This is a genomic window from Pseudodesulfovibrio senegalensis, from assembly GCF_008830225.1.
GTDB classification, from domain to species: domain Bacteria; phylum Desulfobacterota; class Desulfovibrionia; order Desulfovibrionales; family Desulfovibrionaceae; genus Pseudodesulfovibrio; species Pseudodesulfovibrio senegalensis.
Genome location: NZ_WAIE01000002.1, coordinates 292,190 through 312,451, shown reverse-complemented (window position 1 = coordinate 312,451; position 20,262 = coordinate 292,190). Strand labels below are relative to the sequence as shown.

Here is a 20,262-nt window from a genome sequence, read left to right as displayed (position 1 = left end):
TGATATACGCCGCGCTTAACACACATGCGCACGGATTCGTGAACACAGTCCCTGTAAAAACAGGAGATTGAGATTACACAAGTCCGCCTCAGAACGATATTATATATTCAGACAGCGCAAAGAGCGCACGCCCTCGAACAAAGGGCTTGCGCTCTTTGCGATCTAACGCAAATAAGCGTAATTACTTAACTTCAACTTCAGCGCCGGCTTCTTCCAGCTGCTTCTTGGCTTCGTCGGCTTCTTCTTTGGAAACGGCTTCCTTGATGGCCTTGGGAGCTTCGTCCACGAGAGCCTTGGCTTCCTTGAGGCCGAGACCGGTCAGGCCGCGAACAGCCTTGATGACGGCGATCTTGTTGCCACCGGCGCCAGCCAGGATGACGTCAAATTCGGTCTTTTCTTCAGCAGCACCGGCAGCATCGCCACCAGCCACCGGAGCGGCCATGACGGCGGCAGCGGGAGCAGCGGCTTCAACGCCGAACTTGTCTTCCAGTTCCTTGATGAACTCGGAGAGTTCCAGAACGGTCATATTGCCGATAAACTCGACTACCTGATCTTTGGTGATGTCAGCCATTGTAATGTCCTCCTAGGGAATTCAAACGCTTTGAAAGGTTGGTTACGCGGCTTCGCCCTGTTCTTTCTGGTCCTTGATGGCGACCAGAGCGTACAGGAACTTGCGCTCGATGTTTGCGAACAGAGACACGAAGTTGCGAGGCACGGCCTGCATGGTTCCGAGGACGGAACTCAGCAGTTCGGGCTTCGTAGGCATCTTCGAGAGCTCCTTGATGCCGTCGGCGTCAAGATACTTGCCTTCAAGGCAACCGAACTTCAGCTCAAACTTCTTGCTGGTCTTTGCAAAGTCGGTCAGCACCTTTGCCAGGGCTACGGGATCTTCGTAACCCAGCGCAAATGCGCAGTTATCCTTGAGATGTTCGCTCAGTTCACCGTGATCGGTGTCCTTGAGAGCCAACCGGGCCAAAGTATTCTTGACGACCTGGAAGTCAACCCCGGCTTCATAGCACTTGGCGCGGAGATCAGTCATCTCCTCGACAGTCATGCCCTTGAAGTCGGTGACGACGGCAATGTTCGCCCGTGCAGCCTTCTCATGAAACTGCTCGATGATCTGGGCTTTCTCTTGCCTGTTCATCTAAACTCCTCGTCGTTCGGCCCGGAAAGCAGGTCAAAGCGTAGTCTATGCAGGGCATTTAAGGGACACGGTCCCACCTGCGGTCTCTGACTCAACTTCCCGTGCGTATTTGAATCCCGCCGGGAGAACCCGGCGGGAGTCTTGCCTTATTTGTCCAGGAATTTCCTGACAGTCAGCGGATCGATCTTGATGCCGGGGCCCATGGTCGTGGCAACGGCCACGTTCTTCATGTAGGCGCCCTTGGCGGACGAAGGCTTGAGCCTCATGATCGCATCCAGCAGCGCAAACATATTCTCCAGCAGCTTTTCGGCTCCGAAGGAGACCTTGCCGATGGGAGCATGCAGCACGCCGGCCTTGTCGACCTTGAATTCAACCTTACCGGCCTTCATTTCCGAAACGGCGGAGCCGATGTCGAAAGTAACGGTACCGGTCTTGGCGTTGGGCATCATGCCGCGGGGTCCGAGCAGACGGCCGATCTTACCGACCTGTGCCATCATGTCCGGAGTGGCGACAGCCTTGTCGAAATCGAGCCAGCCGCCCTGAATCTTCTCGACCAGGTCCTCGGCACCGACGATGTCGGCTCCGGCTTCCTTGGCCTCGGCTTCCTTGTCACCTTTACAGAATGCGGCCACACGGACGTCCTTGCCAAGCCCATTGGGCAGGCTGACGGCTCCACGGACCATCTGGTCGGAATATTTGGGGTCAACACCAAGGTTGATGGCCACGTCAACGGTTTCGTCGAACTTGGCGTAGGCTTTTTCAACAGCCATCTTCACGCCGTCTTCGACAGAAACCCGCTGAGCCATGTCCACGCCTTCAACGGCGTTGCGGTATTTCTTTCCATGTTTGGGCATGGCGGTCCTCGCTATTTAACTTCGATGCCCATGCTCCGGGCGGTGCCCATGATGGAGCGCATAGCGGCTTCGATATCGTTGCAGTTCAGGTCGGGCATCTTGGTTTCGGCGATTTCGCGCACCTGGTCCTTGGAGACCCTGCCCACCTTGTTCTTGTTGGGCTCACCGGATCCCTTGGACAGCTTGGCTGCCTTGATCAAGAGAGTAGATGCCGGCGGCGTCTTGGTGATGAAGGAGAAGCTGCGGTCCTGGTACACCGTGATGATGACCGGGATAAGCATACCCTTCTGGTCCTGCGTCTTGGCGTTGAATGCCTTGCAGAACTCCATGATATTCACGCCATGCTGCCCCAGAGCCGGACCGACCGGCGGAGAGGGATTGGCGGAACCTGCAGGAATCTGCAGCTTGATTTTACCCATTTCTTTCTTGGCCATTGTACTTCCTCGATGAGAAAATTCGCGTTAGCGCGCGGAGAGGGCCTACCCCTTGTCCACCTGGACAAAGTCCAGTTCGACAGGAGTTTGACGCCCGAATATGGACACGGAGACGCGGAGCTTTCCCTTGTCGTAATTGACTTCCTCGACAATGCCGTTGAAGCCTCCGAAGGGGCCGTCAATGACACGGACCTCGTCCCCACGCTCGAAGTTGTACTTCGGTCGCGGCTTCTCCTGACGAGATTCCATCATGTTGAGGATGTTCTGCGCTTCGCTGTCCCGCATCGGCGTGGGCCTGTTCTTGCCGCCCACAAACCCCGTGACGCGGGGAATGGACTGAATCAAATGCCAGGAATCATCCGTCAGGATCATCTTGATCATGACGTAGCCGGGATAAAACTTGCGGGTGGAGGTCCTGCGCTCGCCTTTGACGAGCTCGACGACCTTCTCGGTAGGCATGACGACCTCTTCAATGAGGCCTCCGTCCTGACCGGTCCGCATCATCTCCCGGATTGTCTGCTCAACACGCTGCTCGAAACCGGAATAGGTATGTACTATATACCACCGGGCCGAGGGCGCGCGAGATTCGCTCATGGCATCTGTTGTTGTCACTTCAGTCGTGCCTCAATGGGACTTAGGACAGGATGAAGGCCACGAGCTTGCTCAGCCCGAGGTCCACAACGCCCAGGTAAAGGGCTATGACCAAGGTAACCACGACTACCGCCACACACGTGGTGACGGTTTCCTTTCGGGAAGGCCAGACCACTTTCTTGATCTCGACCTTGGATTCCTCGAAAAAGGTCTTGAGCTCATGGATCTTGCCCATGACGCCCCCCTGGGCAACAGGTTGCTGAGGAGCGACTTTCTTGGCTTTCTTTCTGGCCATAACTCTTGATATCCCAATAAATTTAAAAGTGGCAGGGGTGGAGGGATTCGAACCCCCAACCTCCGGTTTTGGAGACCGGCACTCTAGCCGTTAGAGTTACACCCCTGCTCTATCGAAGACTACTTGGCTTCCTTGTGGACGGTGTGTTTCTTGTCCCAGGGACAATACTTTTTCACCTCGAGTCGACCAGTAGTATTCTTCTTATTCTTCTGCGTGGCGTAGTTCTTACGCTTGCACTCGGTGCACTGCAGCTGAATGTTGACGCGCATGATTACTCCAGAATTTCGGTGACGACACCGGCACCAACGGTGCGGCCGCCTTCACGGATTGCGAAGCGCAGGCCAACTTCCATGGCGATGGGGGCGATCATCTGGACCTCGAAGGTCGCGTTGTCGCCGGGCATGACCATTTCAACGCCCTCTTCCAGGGTCACGACGCCGGTGATGTCGGTCGTGCGGAAGTAGAACTGCGGACGGTAGCCGGAGAAGAACGGAGTGTGGCGACCGCCTTCATCCTTGGACAGGACGTAGACTTCGGCCTTGAACTTGGTGTGCGGGGTGATGGAACCCGGCTTGGCAGCAACCTGACCACGCTCGACTTCGTCGCGCTTGATGCCGCGAAGCAGCAGACCCACGTTGTCGCCAGCCTGACCCTGATCAAGGATCTTGCGGAACATTTCAACGCCGGTGCAGGTGGTCTTCTGGGTGTCGCGGATACCGATGATTTCGATTTCCTCGCCCACGTTGATGACACCACGCTCGACACGACCGGTAACAACGGTACCGCGGCCGGAGATGGAGAAAACGTCTTCCACGGGCATCAGGAACGGCTTGTCGATGTCGCGTTCCGGCTCGGGGATGTAGGAGTCGCAGGCTTCCAGCAGCTCGAAGATGGGCTTGGCAGCTTCATCATCGGCGGAATCGCATTCCAGAGCCTTCAGCGCGGAACCCAGAATGACCGGGCAGTCGTCGCCGGGGAAGTCGTACTTGGAGAGCAGTTCGCGAACTTCGAGTTCGACCAGCTCAAGCAGTTCTTCGTCGTCGACCATGTCGCACTTGTTCAGGAACACGACAACGGCCGGGACACCGACCTGACGGCCGAGCAGGATGTGCTCACGAGTCTGGGGCATGGGACCGTCAGTGGCGGCCACAACCAGAATCGCGCCGTCCATCTGTGCGGCACCGGTGATCATGTTCTTAATGTAGTCGGCGTGACCGGGGCAGTCCACGTGAGCGTAGTGGCGATTGGCGGTCTCGTACTCGACGTGCGCGGTAGCGATGGTGATGCCGCGCTCCTTCTCTTCGGGAGCCTTGTCGATTTCGTCGAATGCGACGAATTCGCCGCCGCCGGCCATGGCCGCCAGCTTGGTGATGGCAGCAGTCAGCGTGGTTTTACCGTGGTCAATGTGGCCGATGGTACCAATGTTGACATGCGGCTTGCTCCGCTCGAATTTTGCCTTACCCATTGCAATTCCCCCTAGAATTTTGGTTATGAATATTTTGTGGTTTTCATCAATGTGGAGCCCACGAGCAGAATTGAACTGCTGACCTCATCCTTACCAAGGATGCGCTCTACCTACTGAGCTACGTGGGCTTCTTACTATACAAATATACAGCTTTGCTCAAGGTGTCAGGAAATTGCGGACACGGGATGCGGAAAAATGGAGCGGGAAACGAGACTCGAACTCGCAACCCTCAGCTTGGAAGGCTGATGCTCTAGCCAATTGAGCTATTCCCGCTCATACCCCGTAGTCAGCAGCGGAATCCTGAATTCCACCTCCTACAGCGCGGCATAAATATATGGTGGTGGGGGGAGGATTTGAACCTCCGAAGGCATACGCCGACAGATTTACAGTCTGTTCCCTTTGGCCACTCGGGAACCCCACCAATATTTCACAGAGTCATGGAGCTGGCGATGGGACTTGAACCCGCAACCTGCTGATTACAAATCAGCTGCTCTACCAATTGAGCTACGCCAGCTCGGGGATGAACCCTATACTTGGCATCGCTGCGGATTGCAAGGAATTTCGGAGCAAAAAAACAAATTTATCTCTCTGCCCCGGCTCCTTTCGCCAGAGAACGGCGGGTTCTACTCGGAAAAAGGACGCGATGTCAACCCCCGATTTCTTTTTTTCATTCATTTTTTCGTATCACATCCGTTTTCACATTGCTGCGCGCCCAGCTCCTCCCCTGCGGCACGCCACCCTGAGCAACGCATTTGTTTTGACTGTCTACGAAACAACGCTTAAAAGCTTCCGTCATGACCACATTCACCATTGATCAGGACAAGCCATGGCTTGCGCCGCTCGCCGGTTATTCCGACCTGCCCTTCCGCCTTTTGTGCCTGGAGCGCGGGGCCGGTGTTGCCTGTTCGGAAATGGTCAGCATCAAGGGGCTGGCCTACAAGAACAGCGGCACCAAACGGCTGCTGGCCACCTGCGAACAGGACACGCCCATGGTGCTGCAAATATTCGGTGCGGACCCGGATCTTTTCCCCGGCGTCATGGACAAACTCGTGGACATGGGTTTTCGCAATTTCGACCTCAACGCCGGATGCTCTGTGCGCAAAGTCAACAAGTCCGGCTCGGGCGTGGCACTCATGCGCACACCGGACCTGCTCGTCCGGCTTGCGGGCATCATGGTTGAACGGGCAGCCCGCCATCCGCAGGGAGGCCGCGTGGGCGTCAAGTTCCGCCTCGGTGCGGACCACGGCGACGATACATATATAGAATTGGGGGAACGACTCCAAAATGAAGGCGTGGACTGGGTCACCCTGCATCCCCGGTACGGCAGGCAGCTGTTCCGCGGCGAAGCCGACTGGGGCAAGCTGGCGCTACTCAAACAGCACCTGGGCATCCCGGTGATCGCATCCGGCGACCTGTTCACGGCTGAGGACGGAATACGCTGCCTCGAGCAAACCGGAGCCGACGCAGTCATGTTTGCGCGGGGAGCCATGTTCGATCCCACGGTTTTTGAACGATTCATCGCCCTGCGCCAGGGCACCCCTCTGCCGCCCATGGACGGGCACCTGCTTGCCGCCGTAGTGCGCAGGCACATCGAACTCACGCGAATCCACGAGGGCACCGAACGCTCGTTTCGCAAGATCCGCTCCATCATCCCGCGCTATGCCAAGGGACTCGCGGGAATCCGCGCCCTGCGCGGCAGCCTGTTGCAATGCGAAAACTGGGACGAACTGTTCGCGGCTGCCGACAGAATCGAACACATGAAAAACGCGGCAGATAATTCCCTCCCGGTTGACGACGATATCCTATAATGTTTATCAATATATTCAAAAGACAATCCGTCTACAGCGGAAACGACCGGAGCAACCATGAGCGCCCAAAACGACATTCTTCTTGAAGCGGGAACCAACGAACTCGAAATTGTGGAGTTCTACCTGGAAGAAGATCCCCGCAACGAAAAACCCAACGGCCATCGCGCATATTACGGTGTCAACGTAGCCAAAGTGCTTGAAATCATACGCATGCCGGAAGTCACGGAAATGCCGGAAGTCACGCATCCTGCCGTGCTCGGCGCATTCGACCTCCGGTCCCGCATCATCCCGTTGCTGGACCTTGCGGCATGGCTCAAGAAAAAACGCGTTGAAAACGAACCGCCCAAGGTCATCGTCACGGAATTCAACAACGTGACCTCCGCATTCATGGTTTCCGGGGTCACACGAATCCACCGCATCAGCTGGGAAGACGTGGAAGCACCCAACAAATATGTTTCCGCGCTCTCCAGCGAGTCCATCACCGGCGTGGTCAAGTTCAGAGACAGAATGGTCTTCATCCTCGACCTTGAACGCATTGTTGCGGAGCTCAACCCCAAACTGCGCCTCAAGCTTGACGAAAACGTTGCGTTCGACGTCAAGAGCAACTACCGGGCATTGATCGCCGACGACTCCCCGCTGATCCGCGAAATGATCCGTGACCTGTTGCAACAGGCTGGATTCCATGTGGAAAAAACAAACAATGGCCGCGAATGCTGGGACAGGCTTCAGGAAATCAAGCAATCGGCAATGGATTCGGGCCGCCCGGTTACCGATTTCGTACAGGTGGTCATCTCGGACATCGAGATGCCCATGATGGACGGCCACAACCTGACCAAACGCATCAAGGAAGACCTTGCCCTGCGCGACCTACCGGTCATCCTGTTCTCGTCCATCATCACGGACAAGCTCAGGCACAAGGGTGAATCCGTGGGTGCGGACGACCAGTGTTCCAAGCCGGAAATCACCCAACTCGCCCTGCGCGCAGCCAATCTCATCGAAGGACGCGAAACCGAGGCCCAAGACGAAGGCTGACGACGCCCTTTCCCGACAAAAAAAGCCCCGGCCAACATCCATGGTCGGGGCTTTCTTTGTTTGAACCAATGCTATTGGTGGAGCAGATTCTGATCCACAGTCAGAAAATCAACAATCACACGGGCCAGTGTTGCCGGATTCTGGTACATGAGCCAATGCCCACCTCCCCGGAAACGCACCAGCCATGCACCCGGGATCAGTTCCGCTGTCCGAATGCTCTGCGCCGGAGGCGTCAGGGGATCATTCTCTCCCACCAGCACCAGCGTGTCCTTGGAAATGGATCGTACCCGCTCCGAGGTCCCTTGCCACCGGGCAATGGCTGAATACTGTGCGGCCACGGTCGCAGGGCTCGCAGGTATGGCAGGTGCCGGAAGTCGTTTGAACACGTCCGGATGCTCACCCACCCATGGCGCGGGAAACAGGTATTTCATAAATTCTTCGGGACTCAACCTTCCAAGACGTTCCACGGCCGCGACAACAGGTGCAGGATCAACGGCAGTGCCATACAGGATCAGCTTGCCCACGTTGCGTGGCGATTCAAGGGCCATTTCCTGCGCTATCAGGCTGCCCATGGACCAGCCCAGCACATGCGCCCGTTCCAGTCCCAGCGCATGCATCACCCCCAGGGCATCCCGAGCCATGGTCTTCATGCTCAATTCCTGCATGCTGTCCGCACCGCCGGTACCGGAATAGCCCATGCCCCGGTTGTCGAACATGATCACGCGAAAATGCTCCGCCAGCCCGCTCACCAGCACGGGGTCCCACACATCCATGCATCCCGCATACCCCATGACCAGCAACAAAGGCTCCCCCTGCCCCACGACACGGTACCCCATGTCCGCACCGTTGACCGTTACGGTTTGCACCGGGACGTCGACGAAACGGTCCTCATGCAGCGCTGCAGGCGAGTGGTGACAGCCGAACAGAGAAAATACCAACAAGGCAGTGGCAACAATTCGAATTCCGAGCATGATCATCCTCCCGAAAAAAACAGGCCACCCCCGAAGGAGTGGCCGTATTCTCTGAATATTCACATGGACGTCTCAACAGATTCTGGGCAACTGCTCGCCTTCGAGCATGTTCAGCAGCCGCTTGCCGCCGAGTTGGGTGACCATGACCACCTTGCCGGGGTTGGTGTCAGTCACCGTACCCACACGGCAGGCATCCCGGCCCAGTTCATCGGCACGCATGATTTCCAGTGCCTTTTCCGCATGCTCTTCGGGCAGAATACACAGAAACTTGCCTTCGTTGGCCAGATACAGGGGATCGAGACCAAGGAACGAGCAACCGCCGCTGACCTCGGGCCGCACAGGAATATCGGTTTCGTTCAGTTCACAGCAGACGTTGGAAGACCCCGCGATTTCGTTCATGGTGGTAGCCAGCCCGCCCCGGGTGGGATCGCGCAGTACATGCACCTCGGGAAGTTCCTGAACCAGCTTGACCAGCAAATGGTTCAGGCCCGCGGAATCCGACTGCACCGCTGCCTCGAACTCCAGCCCCTCGCGCGTGCCCAGAATGGCCAGACCGTGGTCGCCCATGGTCCCGCTGAGCAGGATGGCATCGCCGGGCCGGGCGCGGTCACCGGCCGGAGCCGGGTCCACGATGATGTCGCCCACGCCCGTGGTGTTGATGAAAATCTTGTCCACCGCGCCCTTGGGAACCACCTTGGTGTCTCCGGAAACAACGCTCACACCGGCCTTTTTCGCGGCCTTGCCCATGGAGGTGACGATCCGTTCCAGATCGTCCATGGCAAAGCCTTCCTCAATGATGTAGCCGCAGGTCATGTAGCGGGGAATGGCTCCCATCATGGCCACGTCGTTGATGGTGCCGTGCACGGCCAGCGAACCGATGTCGCCTCCCGGGAAAAAGATGGGGTCCACGGTAAAGGAATCCGTGCTCATGGCAATGCGCCCGCTGACCTGCAGCTCGGCGGCATCGTTGAGCCGGTTGAGTTCGTCATTGCCCAGCTGGCCCAGAAACAGCTCGGAAACCAGCCGCTGCGAAGCCCTGCCGCCACTGCCGTAATCGAGAAGAACCTTTTCGCTCATGAATCAGTCAACCTTGTATTTGTAGTATGCCGCACAGCTGCCCTCCGTGGAGACCATGCACGGTCCCACGGGTTTGGCCGGTGTGCAGACTTTCTTGAACAGCGGACACTGGTCCGGAGTGATCACGCCCTTGAGGACATCGCCGCACCGGCACCCCGGCAGGGGCGGCACTTCCGTGATCTCGATGCCGTACTTGACTATGGCGTCCATGTCCGTCCACTCGTCGCGAATCTTCAGGCCGCTGCCCGGGATCAGCCCGATGCCGCGCCACAGGGCATCGCACGGCTCGAACACGGAGTACAGAACCTCGCGGGCCTTGGCATTGCCCGTGTCGGCCACGGCACGCCTGTAGTTGTTGGTCACCTTTGCGGTGCCCTCGTTGCGCCAGCGGACCATGTCCACCAGCGACTTGAGAATATCCGCAGGTTCAAACCCGGTGATCACCGCGCTGCGGTCATAATCCGTGGCAATGAACTCGTAGGGTTCCATGCCGATGACCGTGGACACGTGCCCGGGCAGGATGAAACCGTCGATGCGCGTGGAGGCATCGTCCAGCAATGCGCCCAGCGCCGTGGGCACGGTCTTGTGAAACGGCAGGACCATGAAATTCTTCAGCCCCTGCTTGCGGGCCATGACCATGGTGGCCGCGATGGTCGGAGCCGTGGTCTCAAAGCCCACTCCAAGGAAAACCACGGTCTTGTCCGGATTTTCCGCGGCCAGTTTCAGGGCATCGAACGGCGAATAGATGACGCTCACGCTGGCGCCATCTGCCTGCGCGGCCTTCAGGTTGCGGCCGCCATGGCCGGGAACGCGCATGAGATCACCGAAGGTGGCGATGATCACGTCGTCGTGCTCGGCCAGATCCAGAAACGCGTTCACCTCGGATTCGTGCGTCACGCACACGGGACAGCCCGGTCCGCTCAGATGCACAACCTTGTCCGGCAACAGGGAACGAAGTCCGCTCTGGAAAATGGCCACGGTATGCGTGCCGCACACCTCCATGAACCGAAGTTCATCGTCCAGTTCCCTGTCCAGGGTTTCCAGCAACCCCTTGCAGAGCTCCGGGTCCCGAAACTCCTTGATGAGATCAATATTCAAAACGCAAGCCCCCCACAGCTTTGGTTCAAAAAAATGTTCAGGCGTTCAGTCATATACCGAACACGGCATCAGTGCAATTGCGAAAGGACAATAAAAAAGGGCGGAAGCACAAGCTTCCGCCCTTCGGCAATCATATGGATGCGAACTAGACGCAACCGGTGGGCTTGGGCAGGCCAGCCATTTTGCAGGCTCCCTTGCCGGGTCCGGACGGGAACAGTTCGTAGATCTGCTTCAGCTTGAAGCCGGTGACCTTCGAAAGAATGCGCACCATCGGGGCAATGCCGTTCTTCTTGTAGTAGTCCTGCAGGAAGTCGATGACCTTCTGGTGATCGTCGGTCATTTCCTTGATGCCTTCAGTGTCCTTGATGTAATCGACCCATTCGGGGGTCCAGTCCTCAAAGCGCTGCAGGAAGCCGTCTTCATCTACCTCGAACGATTTGCCCTGAAATTCAACAACAGCCATTGGATTCCTCCTCAATGTTGATTGAACAGTCCGGCGATTCCCGCCGGTTGTTATCATATTGTCCTAGTACGAACTATGCTCCAACCCTTTAGTTTGCGTCACGAAAAATAGCAAGAACAAATTTGAAATCCCCTTTCGCCACGATGAAATTTTGGTCTCCATGTCCGTGCTTTGCTTTATTTTTGCACCGCGAACTGGTAGATTATGAAACGGAAGCGCAGCAAACCGGCACGGCAGCACGCCGAACCGGAAAAAAAGGCGCCCGCCCCGAGCCAATGACTCATACGACAACCACAAACCATTGGACCTTGCCCGAGCCCCCGCCGTCCAGGACCGACATTCCGGTTCCGGATGAAGAACAATGCCTTGCGCTCTGGGACAGGTTTGAAATGCTCGACAATATCCGCAGGCACAGCACCTGCGTGGCGGATGTGGCCACCTTTCTGGCACAAAAGGCAAAGGATCAGGGGCATGACGTGGACGTGCAGCTTGTTCGTGCTTCGGCCCTGTTGCACGACATCGCCAAAACCTACGCCATCCTGCACGGCGGCAACCACAGCCAGCTCGGCGGGGCGTGGATGCAGGAAGTGACCGGAAACCCGGTACTTTCCTCGGGCGTAACCCACCACGTCTACTGGCCGTTCGCCATCGACCTCGAAAATCACTTTCCCCAACTCGCCGTGCTGTATGCGGACAAACGCGTCCGCCACGACACCGTGGTTTCCATTGCCGACCGCTTCGAGGATCTCATCGAACGCTACGGCAGCACCGAATACATACGCAGGCGCATACAAGCAACAATGGACCAGGCTCTGGAGGTTGAAACGGCCTTCACCCGGTTCATCAAGGTAGATCTCAATGAACATACTTTTGATTGCGGGCGGATGGAGTAGCGAACGGGAGGTCTCCCTCATGGGGGCCGCCAACATTCGCGCCGCGCTTGAAAATCTCGGCCACACGGTGCGCGACTTCGACCCGGCGCACGAATTGGACGATCTGACGCACCGCGCCCGCAAGGCGGACTTCGCCTTCATCAACATGCACGGCTCCCCGGGCGAGGACGGTCTTGTACAGGCCATGCTCGAAAGCGCGGACTGCCCGTATCAGGGCGCAGGTCCGGCGCCTTCCTTTCTGGCCCTGAACAAGGCCGCGGCCAAGCAGATATTCCGCGACAACGATATTCCCACGCCCGACTGGCACCTGCTGACCGCGCCACTTGAGAACGACACGGATATCCCTCTGGACTTCCCGGTATTTGCCAAACCCAACACGGGCGGGTCCAGCGTGGATATGGGCATTGCCCGCAACCGCGAGGAACTGGTCCGGCAAACCAGCATCATTTTCAGCCACTGCGATCAGGCCCTGCTGGAACAGTATACGCCGGGAACAGAACTCACCTGCGGCATTCTGGGCGAAACGCCCATGCCCGTCATCCTCATCCGGCCCAAACCGGGCGCGGAATTCTTCGACTACGCCAACAAGTACGACGAGGACGGGGCCGAGGAAATATGTCCGGCTCCCATTGACGACGCCCTGAGCAAACAGATCATGGAACTGACCGTCCGGGGCAGCAAGGCCCTCGGCCTGACCGGGTACAGCCGGGCCGACTTCATGCTGGGCGAGGACGGGGTTCCCCGCATGCTGGAAATCAACACCCTGCCCGGCATGACCACGACCAGCCTTGTTCCGCGCGCGGCAGCGGCCATGGGCCTGAGCTTCGAGGACCTCATCGCGGAACTGATACGGCTCGGGTTGGAAGAACGGGGACGCGCATGAGCCTGCAATCCATGGCGCTGGGGACCTACGACCTTCTCTGGCGTGCAGCGACTCCCCTGTTGCGCCATCATTCCCGCCTGCACGACGGATTCGGACAGCGCACCCTGGAAAACGACCTGCCCGCTCGCGCCGACATCTGGATCCAGGGCGCCAGCGGCGGCGAATCCTATCTCACGTGGGAACTGGTACGCGAACTGAAAAATCCGTTCTCCTCCCGCCCCCTGAACGTGCTGGCCACCACCAACACCAGACAGGGCATGGAAATCCTCGAACGCGCGGCACGGGAAACGCACGACAACAAAAAAGGCGTCACCCTGCAACCCCGCTATTTTCCATTCGATGCCCCGCGCATCATGCAGACCGCCCTGCGCCACGTGCGCCCCAAAGTGGTGGTCATACTCGAAACCGAAATCTGGCCCGGTTTCCTGCACGCCTGCCGGCAACAGGGAACCAAGGTGCTGCTGGCCAACGGACGCATGAACCCGCGCAGCCTTGCCGGATACCTTGCGGCCCGCAAGCCCTTGCGCGCGCTGGCACCGGACAGGATTCTGGCCGTTTCCGAACGGGATGCCAAGCGGTTCGCCACCCTGTTCGGCAAAGATCGGGTGCAGACCATGGCCAACATGAAATTCGACCGCATGCGCGCCCCGGCCGGAAATCCCCGGTCCGACAATCCGTTGCGGGAAATCATCGCCCCGAATGCGCGGTTCGTGGTACTCGGTTCCGTGCGCGAACAGGAGGAGTCCGAAATCGGACGGCTGACGGCCCGTCTGCACCGCAAGGCCCCGGACGCTGTCCTCGGCCTGTTTCCCCGGCACATGGAGCGCATCGACGCATGGAAGGAGCGGCTCGACCAGCACGGAATTCCATGGAAATTGCGTAGCAAGCAGACCGGACCGGCCGAACCGGGCACCACCCTGCTCTGGGATACGTTCGGCGAGTTGGTCCCGGCCTATGCCCTGGCAAAGGCCGCGTTCGTGGGCGGCAGCCTCGCGCCGCTGGGCGGACAGAATTTTCTGGAGCCGCTGACCTGCGGCATCACGCCGGTAACCGGGCCGAGCCTGCACAATTTCGCATGGGTGGGCACCGAGATATTCGAATCCGGCCTTGCGATCCGCGCGGACGATGCGGACGGCGTATGCCAAGCCCTGCTGCGGCTGTTGGACAATCCGCCGCGACCCGCGGATGTGAAGAAAGCGGTGCACGCATACATCCGTTCCCGCAGGGGCGGCGCCAAAACCGTAAGCAAACATATTGCCCAATTCATGAATAATGATTAACAGACCCAACACGGTTGCAGCATGAGCATGTTCCCACTCTGTCACGGCATCATTCCCGCGCGCTTCGAGTCCTCGCGCTTTCCCGGCAAACCCCTTGCGGAATTGCTGGGGAAACCCATGTTCTGGCACGTCTATGACCGGGCGCGCCAGTGCGAACAGCTGCAAAGCGTGACCCTGGCGACCGACGACGAACGGATTTTCAAGGCCGCAGAGGCTCTGAATGTCCCCGTGGTCATGACCGCTGCCGACCATGCCAGCGGCACGGACCGCGTTCTCGAAGCGGCACGGAAGATCGGCGTGGGAGACGATGAAGTGGTGGTCAACATTCAGGGCGACGAACCCGCGCTGGAACCGGCCATGCTCACGGAGCTGCTCTCGCCCTTTGAACGCGAAACAACCATGATCGCCACACTGGTGAGCGGCATGAACGCTCAGGAAGCCGCCTCCCCGGACCGGGTCAAGGCCGTGGTTTCGCAGGACGGCAGGGCATTGTATTTTTCCCGGGCCATGGTCCCCTTTGACCGCGACGGCGGACAGGGAACGTTTCATCTGCACATCGGAGTCTACGCCTTCCGCATGGAAGCGCTGGCCCGATTCGGCGAACTGCCGCCAAGTCCGCTGGAGCAGAGGGAACGGCTCGAACAATTGCGTTTTCTCGAAAACGGGTACGACATCCACGTCACCGAAACAGCACACGCCTGCCATGGCGTGGACCGGCCCGAAGACCTTGAAACAGTCATCAGAATTCTGGAGCAGAAGTAAATGAAAGCTATTCTGGCCCTTGAAGACGGCACGATTTTCAAAGGCACCTCGTTCACCGGAGAGGGCGAGGCCTGCGGCGAAGTCATCTTCAACACCGGGATGACCGGCTACCAGGAAATCCTCACAGACCCGTCCTATACCGGACAAATGGTCTGCATGACCTATCCGCTCATCGGTAACTACGGAATCAATGCCGAAGACGTGGAATCGCGCTCGGTGCAAGCCTCGGGCTTCATCGTCAAGGAGTGCTGCAAGCGCCCCAGCAACTGGCGTTCCACCATGTCCCTGCCCGATTACCTCACCGAAGCCGGGGTCATGGGCATCGAAGGCATCGACACCCGCGCCCTGACCCGGCATCTGCGCATCAACGGCGCCATGCGAGGTTTCATGGCCACGGGCGACGCCGCCGTCAACGATCTGATCGAAAAGGCCAAGGCAGTGCCCTCCATGGAAGGCCAGAACCTTGCGGACCGCGTGTCCTCTTCCTCCCCCTATGGGTGGGTGGACGGCAAGCCCCGTCAGTTCCAATCCCTTGACGAAGCCAGCTGGAACGGCAGCGGTCCCAAGCTGATCGTCTATGATTTCGGGGTCAAATGGAACATCCTGCGTTGGCTTGAAGAAGAAGGATTCGATATTCTGGTGGTTCCTTCGGACTGCAAGCCCGCGGAAGTGCGCAACATGAATCCCGACGCCATCTTCCTTTCCAACGGCCCGGGAGACCCGGCCGTGGTGGAAAACGGCGTGGAAGCCGCGCGCGACCTGTGCCAGGACTATCCGGTGGCAGGCATCTGCCTCGGTCACCAGATTCTGGGGCTGGCCATGGGCGGCAGCACATACAAGCTCAAATTCGGACACCATGGCTGCAACCATCCGGTCATGGACCTGACTACCGAAAAAATCGAAGTTTCGTCCCAAAACCACGGATTCTGCGTGGATATAAGCGGCTTGAATTTTTTGCAGGCCACGCATATCAATCTGAATGACAAGACACTTGAAGGCTTTGCGCACAAGGAAAAACCGATTCTGGCCATCCAGTATCACCCGGAAGCAGCACCCGGCCCGCACGACAGCCGGTACTTCTTCACCCGCTTCCGGGAAATGGTTCGCACGGAAAGCGGCAAATAGCGCAAACCGAACATCGGTATACAAAGAAACGAGGCACGTATGTCCGCTGAGTTGATCACTGCACGAAAAAAACTGTCTTCGGTTTCCACCAACCTGAAAAAAGGCAAATACATGCCCGCTGTTCAGGCCGTTCACGACGGCCTGCTCACCATGCTCAGGCAATCGCTCATGAAGAGTGAACGCACGGAATTTGAAGAACTGCTCAAAAAGGTCGCCTACAGCCTCAATTCGGACGACAATCTGCGCAAGGTTTATCCGCTGGTCATCAACTACGAACCGGGCAAGGAAAAGGTCTTTCTCGATGCCATGGTGGAATTGCTCCGCCTGCTTCAGGAAAAGATGAACGAAGACGCGCAGCTGGACATCGCGGCCATCGAAGCGCGCAAGCGCAAGGATCTTGCCGAAGGCCAGAAGCATCTGGACAACCAGTCGTTCGACAAGGCCAAATCCGTTTTCGACAAGCTCATCGGTGACTTCGGCAGCGACATCGACCTCAAGGCCGACATTGCGGACCGCTACCTCAAGGCCGAACGCTATCAGGAAGCCTTCAACCTGCTGGACGACGCCCTGCGCGACGATCCCAACGCCATCTTCCTCTACAACCGCATCGGCATCGTCCTGCGCAAGATGAAGGACTTTGAAACCGCCGAGAAATACTATCTCAAGGCACTGGCCATCTGTCAGGACGACGAGTATCTGCTCTTCAACATGGGCAGGCTCTATTTCGACTGGAAAAAATGGCCCAAGATGGCCAAGGCCGCTGAACGCGCCATGGATATCAATCCCGACTTCAAGGAAGCCGCCAAGATGAAGGCCTTTGCCCTCAAGAAAATGGGCTGACGCCTCCGGCGGCCCACGAACCTTTTTGACGATAGAAAATTTGGGGAGGGCTCTTTTGAAAAAGGGCCCTCCCCCCTAAAACTTTCCGACGCTGCGGCCGGTCCTGCTTTCGCAGGACCGGCCGCAGTTCATTTATCGTTTATGTAAGGTTTCGTCTTTCAAGCCCGTTTTGTAGTCGAAAAATACAAAAAGGCGACAGCCATCAAATCACGTCACAGAAAGCATCCACTTTCCCATGGGCCGCGCATTGCGCTACACTGAACTCATGCATGTGCATTCCTGCGACATACTCATTCTCGGCGCCGGCCTTTCGGGTCTGCGCGCTGCGTGGTCGATCACTGAGCAAAACCCGGAAATCTCCGTTACGCTCGTCTCCGCCAACGACGGCCCGTCCGGTTCGTCCTTTGCCAACCAAAACAACGCTCTGGGCATGATCGTTCCCCGCTCCGGTGACGAACGAGAATGTTTCGTGAACCGGGCCATGGAATTGGGGGCTCCCGGCTTCATGGACGAAAAACTGGCACGAATTCTGGCGGAAGAGGCTGAACCGCGCCTTGATGAACTCAAATCCCTGGGGCTGCGGTTCCGGCAGAATGAACAGGGAGACATGAAACGGTTCCCTGTTTGCGGCGACCCGAGCGGACGCGCCGTTATCTTCGAGGACCTCGGGCACGCTCACCAACAATTCGCAAGGCAAATCCAAGACAAAATAACGCACATGCCAGCCACCATACAGGGGCTCACCCCTCATGAGGGACGATGCGTGGGCGCATGGGGCGTGGACGACAAGGGACGCACCGTTACCATTGCGGCCACGGCCACCATACTGGCCCTCGGCGGCCCGGCTCCGCTCTACCCGGCCCACTCGGCAGGACCGGGCAATCCCGGCATATCGTTGGGTCTGCTGCGCGAGGCGGGCGTGGCAACGGCCAACACAGGCTTTTTGCAATTCATGTGGTTTGACGACGGGGGACAATTCGTAAACGTGGGCGCACTACCCATGCAAGCCACCGTGGCCGGAAAAACAGGTCCGGAACCCGAAATGCGCGCCCTGCGTTCCACCCATTGCCCGGCCTTTCATTTTCACAAGGACAACACCGTGGACCGATGGCTGCTGCACGGGGCCGACCAGCAAGGCAACGTCATGGTGCGGATAGACGGGGAAACGCGCGCAATGCGACTGACCGCCCATGCGGGCAACGGCGGAGCCGTGGTGGATGAGCATGGTGCGACCAGCCTGCCCGGACTGTTCGCCGTGGGTGAATGCGCCACGGGCATGCACGGGGCCAACCGGCTGGGCGGAGCCATGGTCGCTGCCACGCAGGTGTTCGGCCGCAGGGCCGGACTGGCAGCGGTACGCCATGCAAAAGCATCCGAACGTCCCCGAAAGAAGGCGATACAATCGCAGATGGAGGGTGCTGTTGCCGACAACGGATACAGCCCCACTCCCCATTCCGAGATAGCACAGGGGCTGCAACGCCATGCCCTGTTCATGGCCGGACCGGGCATGGAAAATTTCATTGAACGCCTCAGGAAATTGAGCGCAAGCCCGGACAGACTCACCGCATTGCAGGCCCTTGCCACCCTTGAGGTGACCACCGGCATGGCCGCGGCATACAGCGCCTCGAGACCCCGGCCGTAATTCCGATTACTGGGGACGCTTCGGGAAATCCAGCCGCCCGGCCTGTTTGCTGCACACCCGCCCGATAATATCGGCAGCCTGCGCAAGGTCATCCACAACATGATCGGCGATGCCTCGGCAGGCGTCTTCCTCCTGCGCGCCCTTGCCCGTGCGCACCAGAATGGATACGGCCCCGGTATTGCGCCCCAGTTGCATATCCGCGAGCTTGTCGCCGATCATGAAACTTTCGAACGGATCGAATCCCAGTTCCCCGGCGGCCTGCAGCATCATGCCCGGCTCGGGCTTCCGGCAGCGGCAGTCTTCCTCGGGCGCGTGCGGACAATGATACACCGCGTCAATGTGCACGTTCTGCTCCCGCAACAGGGAAAGCAGGCGGTTGTTGACCGCATGCACGTCATCCTCCGTGAAATAGCCCCGGCCCACGCCGCTCTGATTGGTGAGCAAGGCCAGCCCGAAGCCCATGTCCTGCATGCGGCGCAACCCTTCCACTGCACCGGGCAGCAGTTCAACGCCTTCCGGGTCGCACAGGTAATGTTTGTCCTCGATGACGGTACCGTCCCTGTCCAGCAACACGAAGCGCCGCCTGTTCATGCCGGGCCTCCGCAGGCTCCGGTCATGCGGAGCACCATATCCAACGCTGCCTCAAAGCTCTTTGTCGAGGCCTTGCCCGTGCCCACCACGTCGTAGCCGGTGCCGTGGTCCGGGGAGGTGCGCGGATAGGGCAGGCCAAGGGTCACATTCACGGCCTCACCGAAATGCAACAGCTTGAGCGGGCCGAGCCCCTGATCATGGTACATGGCCAATACCGCGGGATACTTGCCCGAAGCCGCAAAATGAAACACCGTGTCCGCAGGAATGGGGCCTTCCACGTTCAACCCCTCGTCATTGGCAGCTTCCAACGCAGGCCCCACGGTCTTGATCTCCTCGTCGCCGATGCGCCCTGACTCCCCGGCATGGGGGTTCACGCCGCACACGGCAATGGGACCGCTCAGGCAGATGCCATCCAGAAATTTCCGGGTCAGGCGCAGGCAGCGCAAAATACGCTCACGGGTGACCAGACCGGGCACGTCCGCAAGCCGGGGATGCGTGGTCACGAGACTCACGCGCAGCAGCGGGCGATCGGCATTGTCCGGGTCGTGGCCGCACAGGTGCATGCACACGCCCTCCGGCCCAACGCCCAGCCGGGTGGCCAGAAATTCCGTATGCCCGGGGAAATCGAAACCCGCCTTTTGCAACATGGCCTTGTTCAGCGGGCAGGTCAGCAGGCCATGCGCAACGCCTGATTGCAGCAGGTCCACGGCCTTTTCCAGCGCAACGCCGGCGGCCAGTCCTCCCTCCATGGAAGGAGCGCCTTCGGGAAAGCCGATCCGCGCCAACTGCGGCGGTTCCAGCAGAAACACACCGCCGCTGTTCGGCAATTCGCCGGGTTCGGCTATGCGCGTCCAGAAAGGAGTCTGCCCCTGCTCAAGAAGCCGTTTCAGGCAGGACTCCGGTCCCACCATCAGATACCGGGCATCGGTCCGCCCGGACAGGCAACGCTGCACCAATTCCGGCCCCAGTCCGCCGGGATCGCCCAACGTCACGCAAATGGTTTTCATGCTCATG

General features: G+C 58.7%; 23 protein-coding genes and 5 tRNA genes. 9 read left to right on the top strand and 19 right to left on the bottom strand.

The window, feature by feature from the left end:
* Window positions 1-181: 181 nt before the first annotated feature.
* The 13 genes from rplL to F8A88_RS07625 all read right to left on the bottom strand — a co-directional run bounded on the left by rplL (window position 182) and on the right by F8A88_RS07625 (window position 5,297).
* The gene (gene rplL, locus F8A88_RS07685; protein ID WP_151150540.1) at window positions 182-571 is read right to left on the bottom strand and encodes a 50S ribosomal protein L7/L12; all 390 of its coding nucleotides are present in this window, start codon (window positions 569-571) and stop codon (window positions 182-184) included.
* A gap of 42 nt (window positions 572-613) precedes the next feature.
* On the bottom strand, window positions 614-1,144 hold the full coding sequence (gene rplJ / locus F8A88_RS07680) for a 50S ribosomal protein L10 (protein WP_151150539.1): 531 nt from the start codon (window positions 1,142-1,144) through the stop codon (window positions 614-616).
* 146 nt (window positions 1,145-1,290) lie between these two features.
* Window positions 1,291-1,998, bottom strand: coding sequence for a 50S ribosomal protein L1 (gene rplA / locus F8A88_RS07675; RefSeq protein WP_151150538.1), 708 nt, complete (start codon window positions 1,996-1,998; stop codon window positions 1,291-1,293).
* An 11-nt stretch (window positions 1,999-2,009) separates the two neighbouring features.
* Window positions 2,010-2,432, bottom strand: coding sequence for a 50S ribosomal protein L11 (rplK, locus tag F8A88_RS07670; RefSeq protein ID WP_151150537.1), 423 nt, complete (start codon window positions 2,430-2,432; stop codon window positions 2,010-2,012).
* 45 nt (window positions 2,433-2,477) lie between these two features.
* On the bottom strand, window positions 2,478-3,026 hold the full coding sequence (gene nusG / locus F8A88_RS07665; RefSeq protein ID WP_151150536.1) for a transcription termination/antitermination protein NusG: 549 nt from the start codon (window positions 3,024-3,026) through the stop codon (window positions 2,478-2,480).
* Window positions 3,027-3,066: 40 nt separating this feature from the next.
* A complete protein-coding gene (secE, locus tag F8A88_RS07660; RefSeq protein WP_151150535.1) occupies window positions 3,067-3,318 on the bottom strand; it encodes a preprotein translocase subunit SecE in 252 nt (83 codons plus the stop codon).
* A gap of 29 nt (window positions 3,319-3,347) precedes the next feature.
* Window positions 3,348-3,424 (bottom strand) — tRNA-Trp (locus F8A88_RS07655).
* Between the two features lie 13 nt (window positions 3,425-3,437).
* Window positions 3,438-3,587 carry a 50S ribosomal protein L33 gene (gene rpmG, locus F8A88_RS07650; protein ID WP_151150534.1) on the bottom strand — a complete coding sequence of 50 codons (150 nt, stop codon included), beginning with the start codon at window positions 3,585-3,587 and terminating at the stop codon, window positions 3,438-3,440.
* A 2-nt stretch (window positions 3,588-3,589) separates the two neighbouring features.
* Complete coding sequence (tuf, locus tag F8A88_RS07645; protein WP_151150533.1) at window positions 3,590-4,783, bottom strand: elongation factor Tu; 1,194 nt, start codon at window positions 4,781-4,783, stop codon at window positions 3,590-3,592.
* A gap of 52 nt (window positions 4,784-4,835) precedes the next feature.
* Window positions 4,836-4,911: transfer RNA gene (locus tag F8A88_RS07640), tRNA-Thr, on the bottom strand.
* 68 nt (window positions 4,912-4,979) lie between these two features.
* Window positions 4,980-5,056 (bottom strand) — tRNA-Gly (locus F8A88_RS07635).
* A gap of 62 nt (window positions 5,057-5,118) precedes the next feature.
* Window positions 5,119-5,204: transfer RNA gene (locus F8A88_RS07630), tRNA-Tyr, on the bottom strand.
* 17 nt (window positions 5,205-5,221) lie between these two features.
* Window positions 5,222-5,297, bottom strand: a tRNA-Thr gene (locus F8A88_RS07625).
* A 280-nt stretch (window positions 5,298-5,577) separates the two neighbouring features.
* Here F8A88_RS07625 and F8A88_RS07620 point away from each other — a divergent pair.
* A complete protein-coding gene (locus F8A88_RS07620) occupies window positions 5,578-6,591 on the top strand; it encodes a tRNA dihydrouridine synthase (RefSeq protein WP_151150532.1) in 1,014 nt (337 codons plus the stop codon).
* Between the two features lie 57 nt (window positions 6,592-6,648).
* Entirely contained in the window at window positions 6,649-7,623 is a 975-nt protein-coding gene (locus tag F8A88_RS07615; protein ID WP_151150531.1) for a chemotaxis protein, read from the top strand.
* A 71-nt stretch (window positions 7,624-7,694) separates the two neighbouring features.
* On the opposite strand, the gene F8A88_RS07610 is transcribed toward F8A88_RS07615, so the two are convergent.
* From F8A88_RS07610 to F8A88_RS07595, 4 genes are all read right to left on the bottom strand, one after another.
* Window positions 7,695-8,594 (bottom strand): alpha/beta fold hydrolase, encoded by a 900-nt coding sequence (locus F8A88_RS07610; protein WP_241667386.1) that lies wholly within the window; start codon window positions 8,592-8,594, stop codon window positions 7,695-7,697.
* A gap of 72 nt (window positions 8,595-8,666) precedes the next feature.
* Window positions 8,667-9,671 carry a hydrogenase expression/formation protein HypE gene (gene hypE, locus F8A88_RS07605; protein ID WP_151150529.1) on the bottom strand — a complete coding sequence of 335 codons (1,005 nt, stop codon included), beginning with the start codon at window positions 9,669-9,671 and terminating at the stop codon, window positions 8,667-8,669.
* 3 nt (window positions 9,672-9,674) lie between these two features.
* The gene (gene hypD, locus F8A88_RS07600; RefSeq protein WP_151150528.1) at window positions 9,675-10,769 is read right to left on the bottom strand and encodes a hydrogenase formation protein HypD; all 1,095 of its coding nucleotides are present in this window, start codon (window positions 10,767-10,769) and stop codon (window positions 9,675-9,677) included.
* 145 nt (window positions 10,770-10,914) lie between these two features.
* On the bottom strand, window positions 10,915-11,232 hold the full coding sequence (locus tag F8A88_RS07595) for a TusE/DsrC/DsvC family sulfur relay protein (RefSeq protein WP_151150527.1): 318 nt from the start codon (window positions 11,230-11,232) through the stop codon (window positions 10,915-10,917).
* A gap of 275 nt (window positions 11,233-11,507) precedes the next feature.
* Here F8A88_RS07595 and F8A88_RS07590 point away from each other — a divergent pair, with 275 nt between their 5' ends.
* The 7 genes from F8A88_RS07590 (at window position 11,508) to F8A88_RS07560 (ending at window position 18,657) form a co-directional block, all read left to right on the top strand.
* Window positions 11,508-12,125: an HD domain-containing protein gene (locus F8A88_RS07590; RefSeq protein WP_151150526.1), complete on the top strand. Its 618-nt coding sequence runs from the start codon at window positions 11,508-11,510 to the stop codon at window positions 12,123-12,125.
* Window positions 12,091-13,008 carry a D-alanine--D-alanine ligase family protein gene (locus tag F8A88_RS07585; RefSeq protein WP_151150525.1) on the top strand — a complete coding sequence of 306 codons (918 nt, stop codon included), beginning with the start codon at window positions 12,091-12,093 and terminating at the stop codon, window positions 13,006-13,008. Before F8A88_RS07590 ends, F8A88_RS07585 begins: the two co-directional genes overlap by 35 nt.
* On the top strand, window positions 13,005-14,288 hold the full coding sequence (locus F8A88_RS07580) for a 3-deoxy-D-manno-octulosonic acid transferase (protein WP_151150524.1): 1,284 nt from the start codon (window positions 13,005-13,007) through the stop codon (window positions 14,286-14,288). The genes F8A88_RS07585 and F8A88_RS07580 overlap by 4 nt, the downstream gene beginning before the upstream one ends.
* A 21-nt stretch (window positions 14,289-14,309) precedes the next feature.
* Window positions 14,310-15,050 carry a 3-deoxy-manno-octulosonate cytidylyltransferase gene (gene kdsB / locus F8A88_RS07575; protein WP_151150523.1) on the top strand — a complete coding sequence of 247 codons (741 nt, stop codon included), beginning with the start codon at window positions 14,310-14,312 and terminating at the stop codon, window positions 15,048-15,050.
* Window positions 15,051-16,175, top strand: a complete 1,125-nt coding sequence (gene carA / locus F8A88_RS07570; RefSeq protein WP_151150522.1) for a glutamine-hydrolyzing carbamoyl-phosphate synthase small subunit — start codon at window positions 15,051-15,053, stop codon at window positions 16,173-16,175. It abuts the gene before it with no gap.
* A 39-nt stretch (window positions 16,176-16,214) separates the two neighbouring features.
* Window positions 16,215-17,015, top strand: coding sequence for a tetratricopeptide repeat protein (locus F8A88_RS07565; protein ID WP_151150521.1), 801 nt, complete (start codon window positions 16,215-16,217; stop codon window positions 17,013-17,015).
* A 235-nt stretch (window positions 17,016-17,250) separates the two neighbouring features.
* Window positions 17,251-18,657 (top strand): FAD-dependent oxidoreductase, encoded by a 1,407-nt coding sequence (locus F8A88_RS07560; protein ID WP_151150520.1) that lies wholly within the window; start codon window positions 17,251-17,253, stop codon window positions 18,655-18,657.
* Between the two features lie 6 nt (window positions 18,658-18,663).
* Here the strand turns inward: F8A88_RS07560 and gmhB are convergent, their stop codons facing one another.
* Window positions 18,664-19,248: a D-glycero-beta-D-manno-heptose 1,7-bisphosphate 7-phosphatase gene (gmhB, locus tag F8A88_RS07555; protein WP_151150519.1), complete on the bottom strand. Its 585-nt coding sequence runs from the start codon at window positions 19,246-19,248 to the stop codon at window positions 18,664-18,666.
* Window positions 19,245-20,261 (bottom strand): 4-hydroxythreonine-4-phosphate dehydrogenase PdxA, encoded by a 1,017-nt coding sequence (pdxA, locus tag F8A88_RS07550; RefSeq protein WP_151150518.1) that lies wholly within the window; start codon window positions 20,259-20,261, stop codon window positions 19,245-19,247. The genes gmhB and pdxA overlap by 4 nt, the downstream gene beginning before the upstream one ends.
* Window position 20,262: the final 1 nt, after the last annotated feature.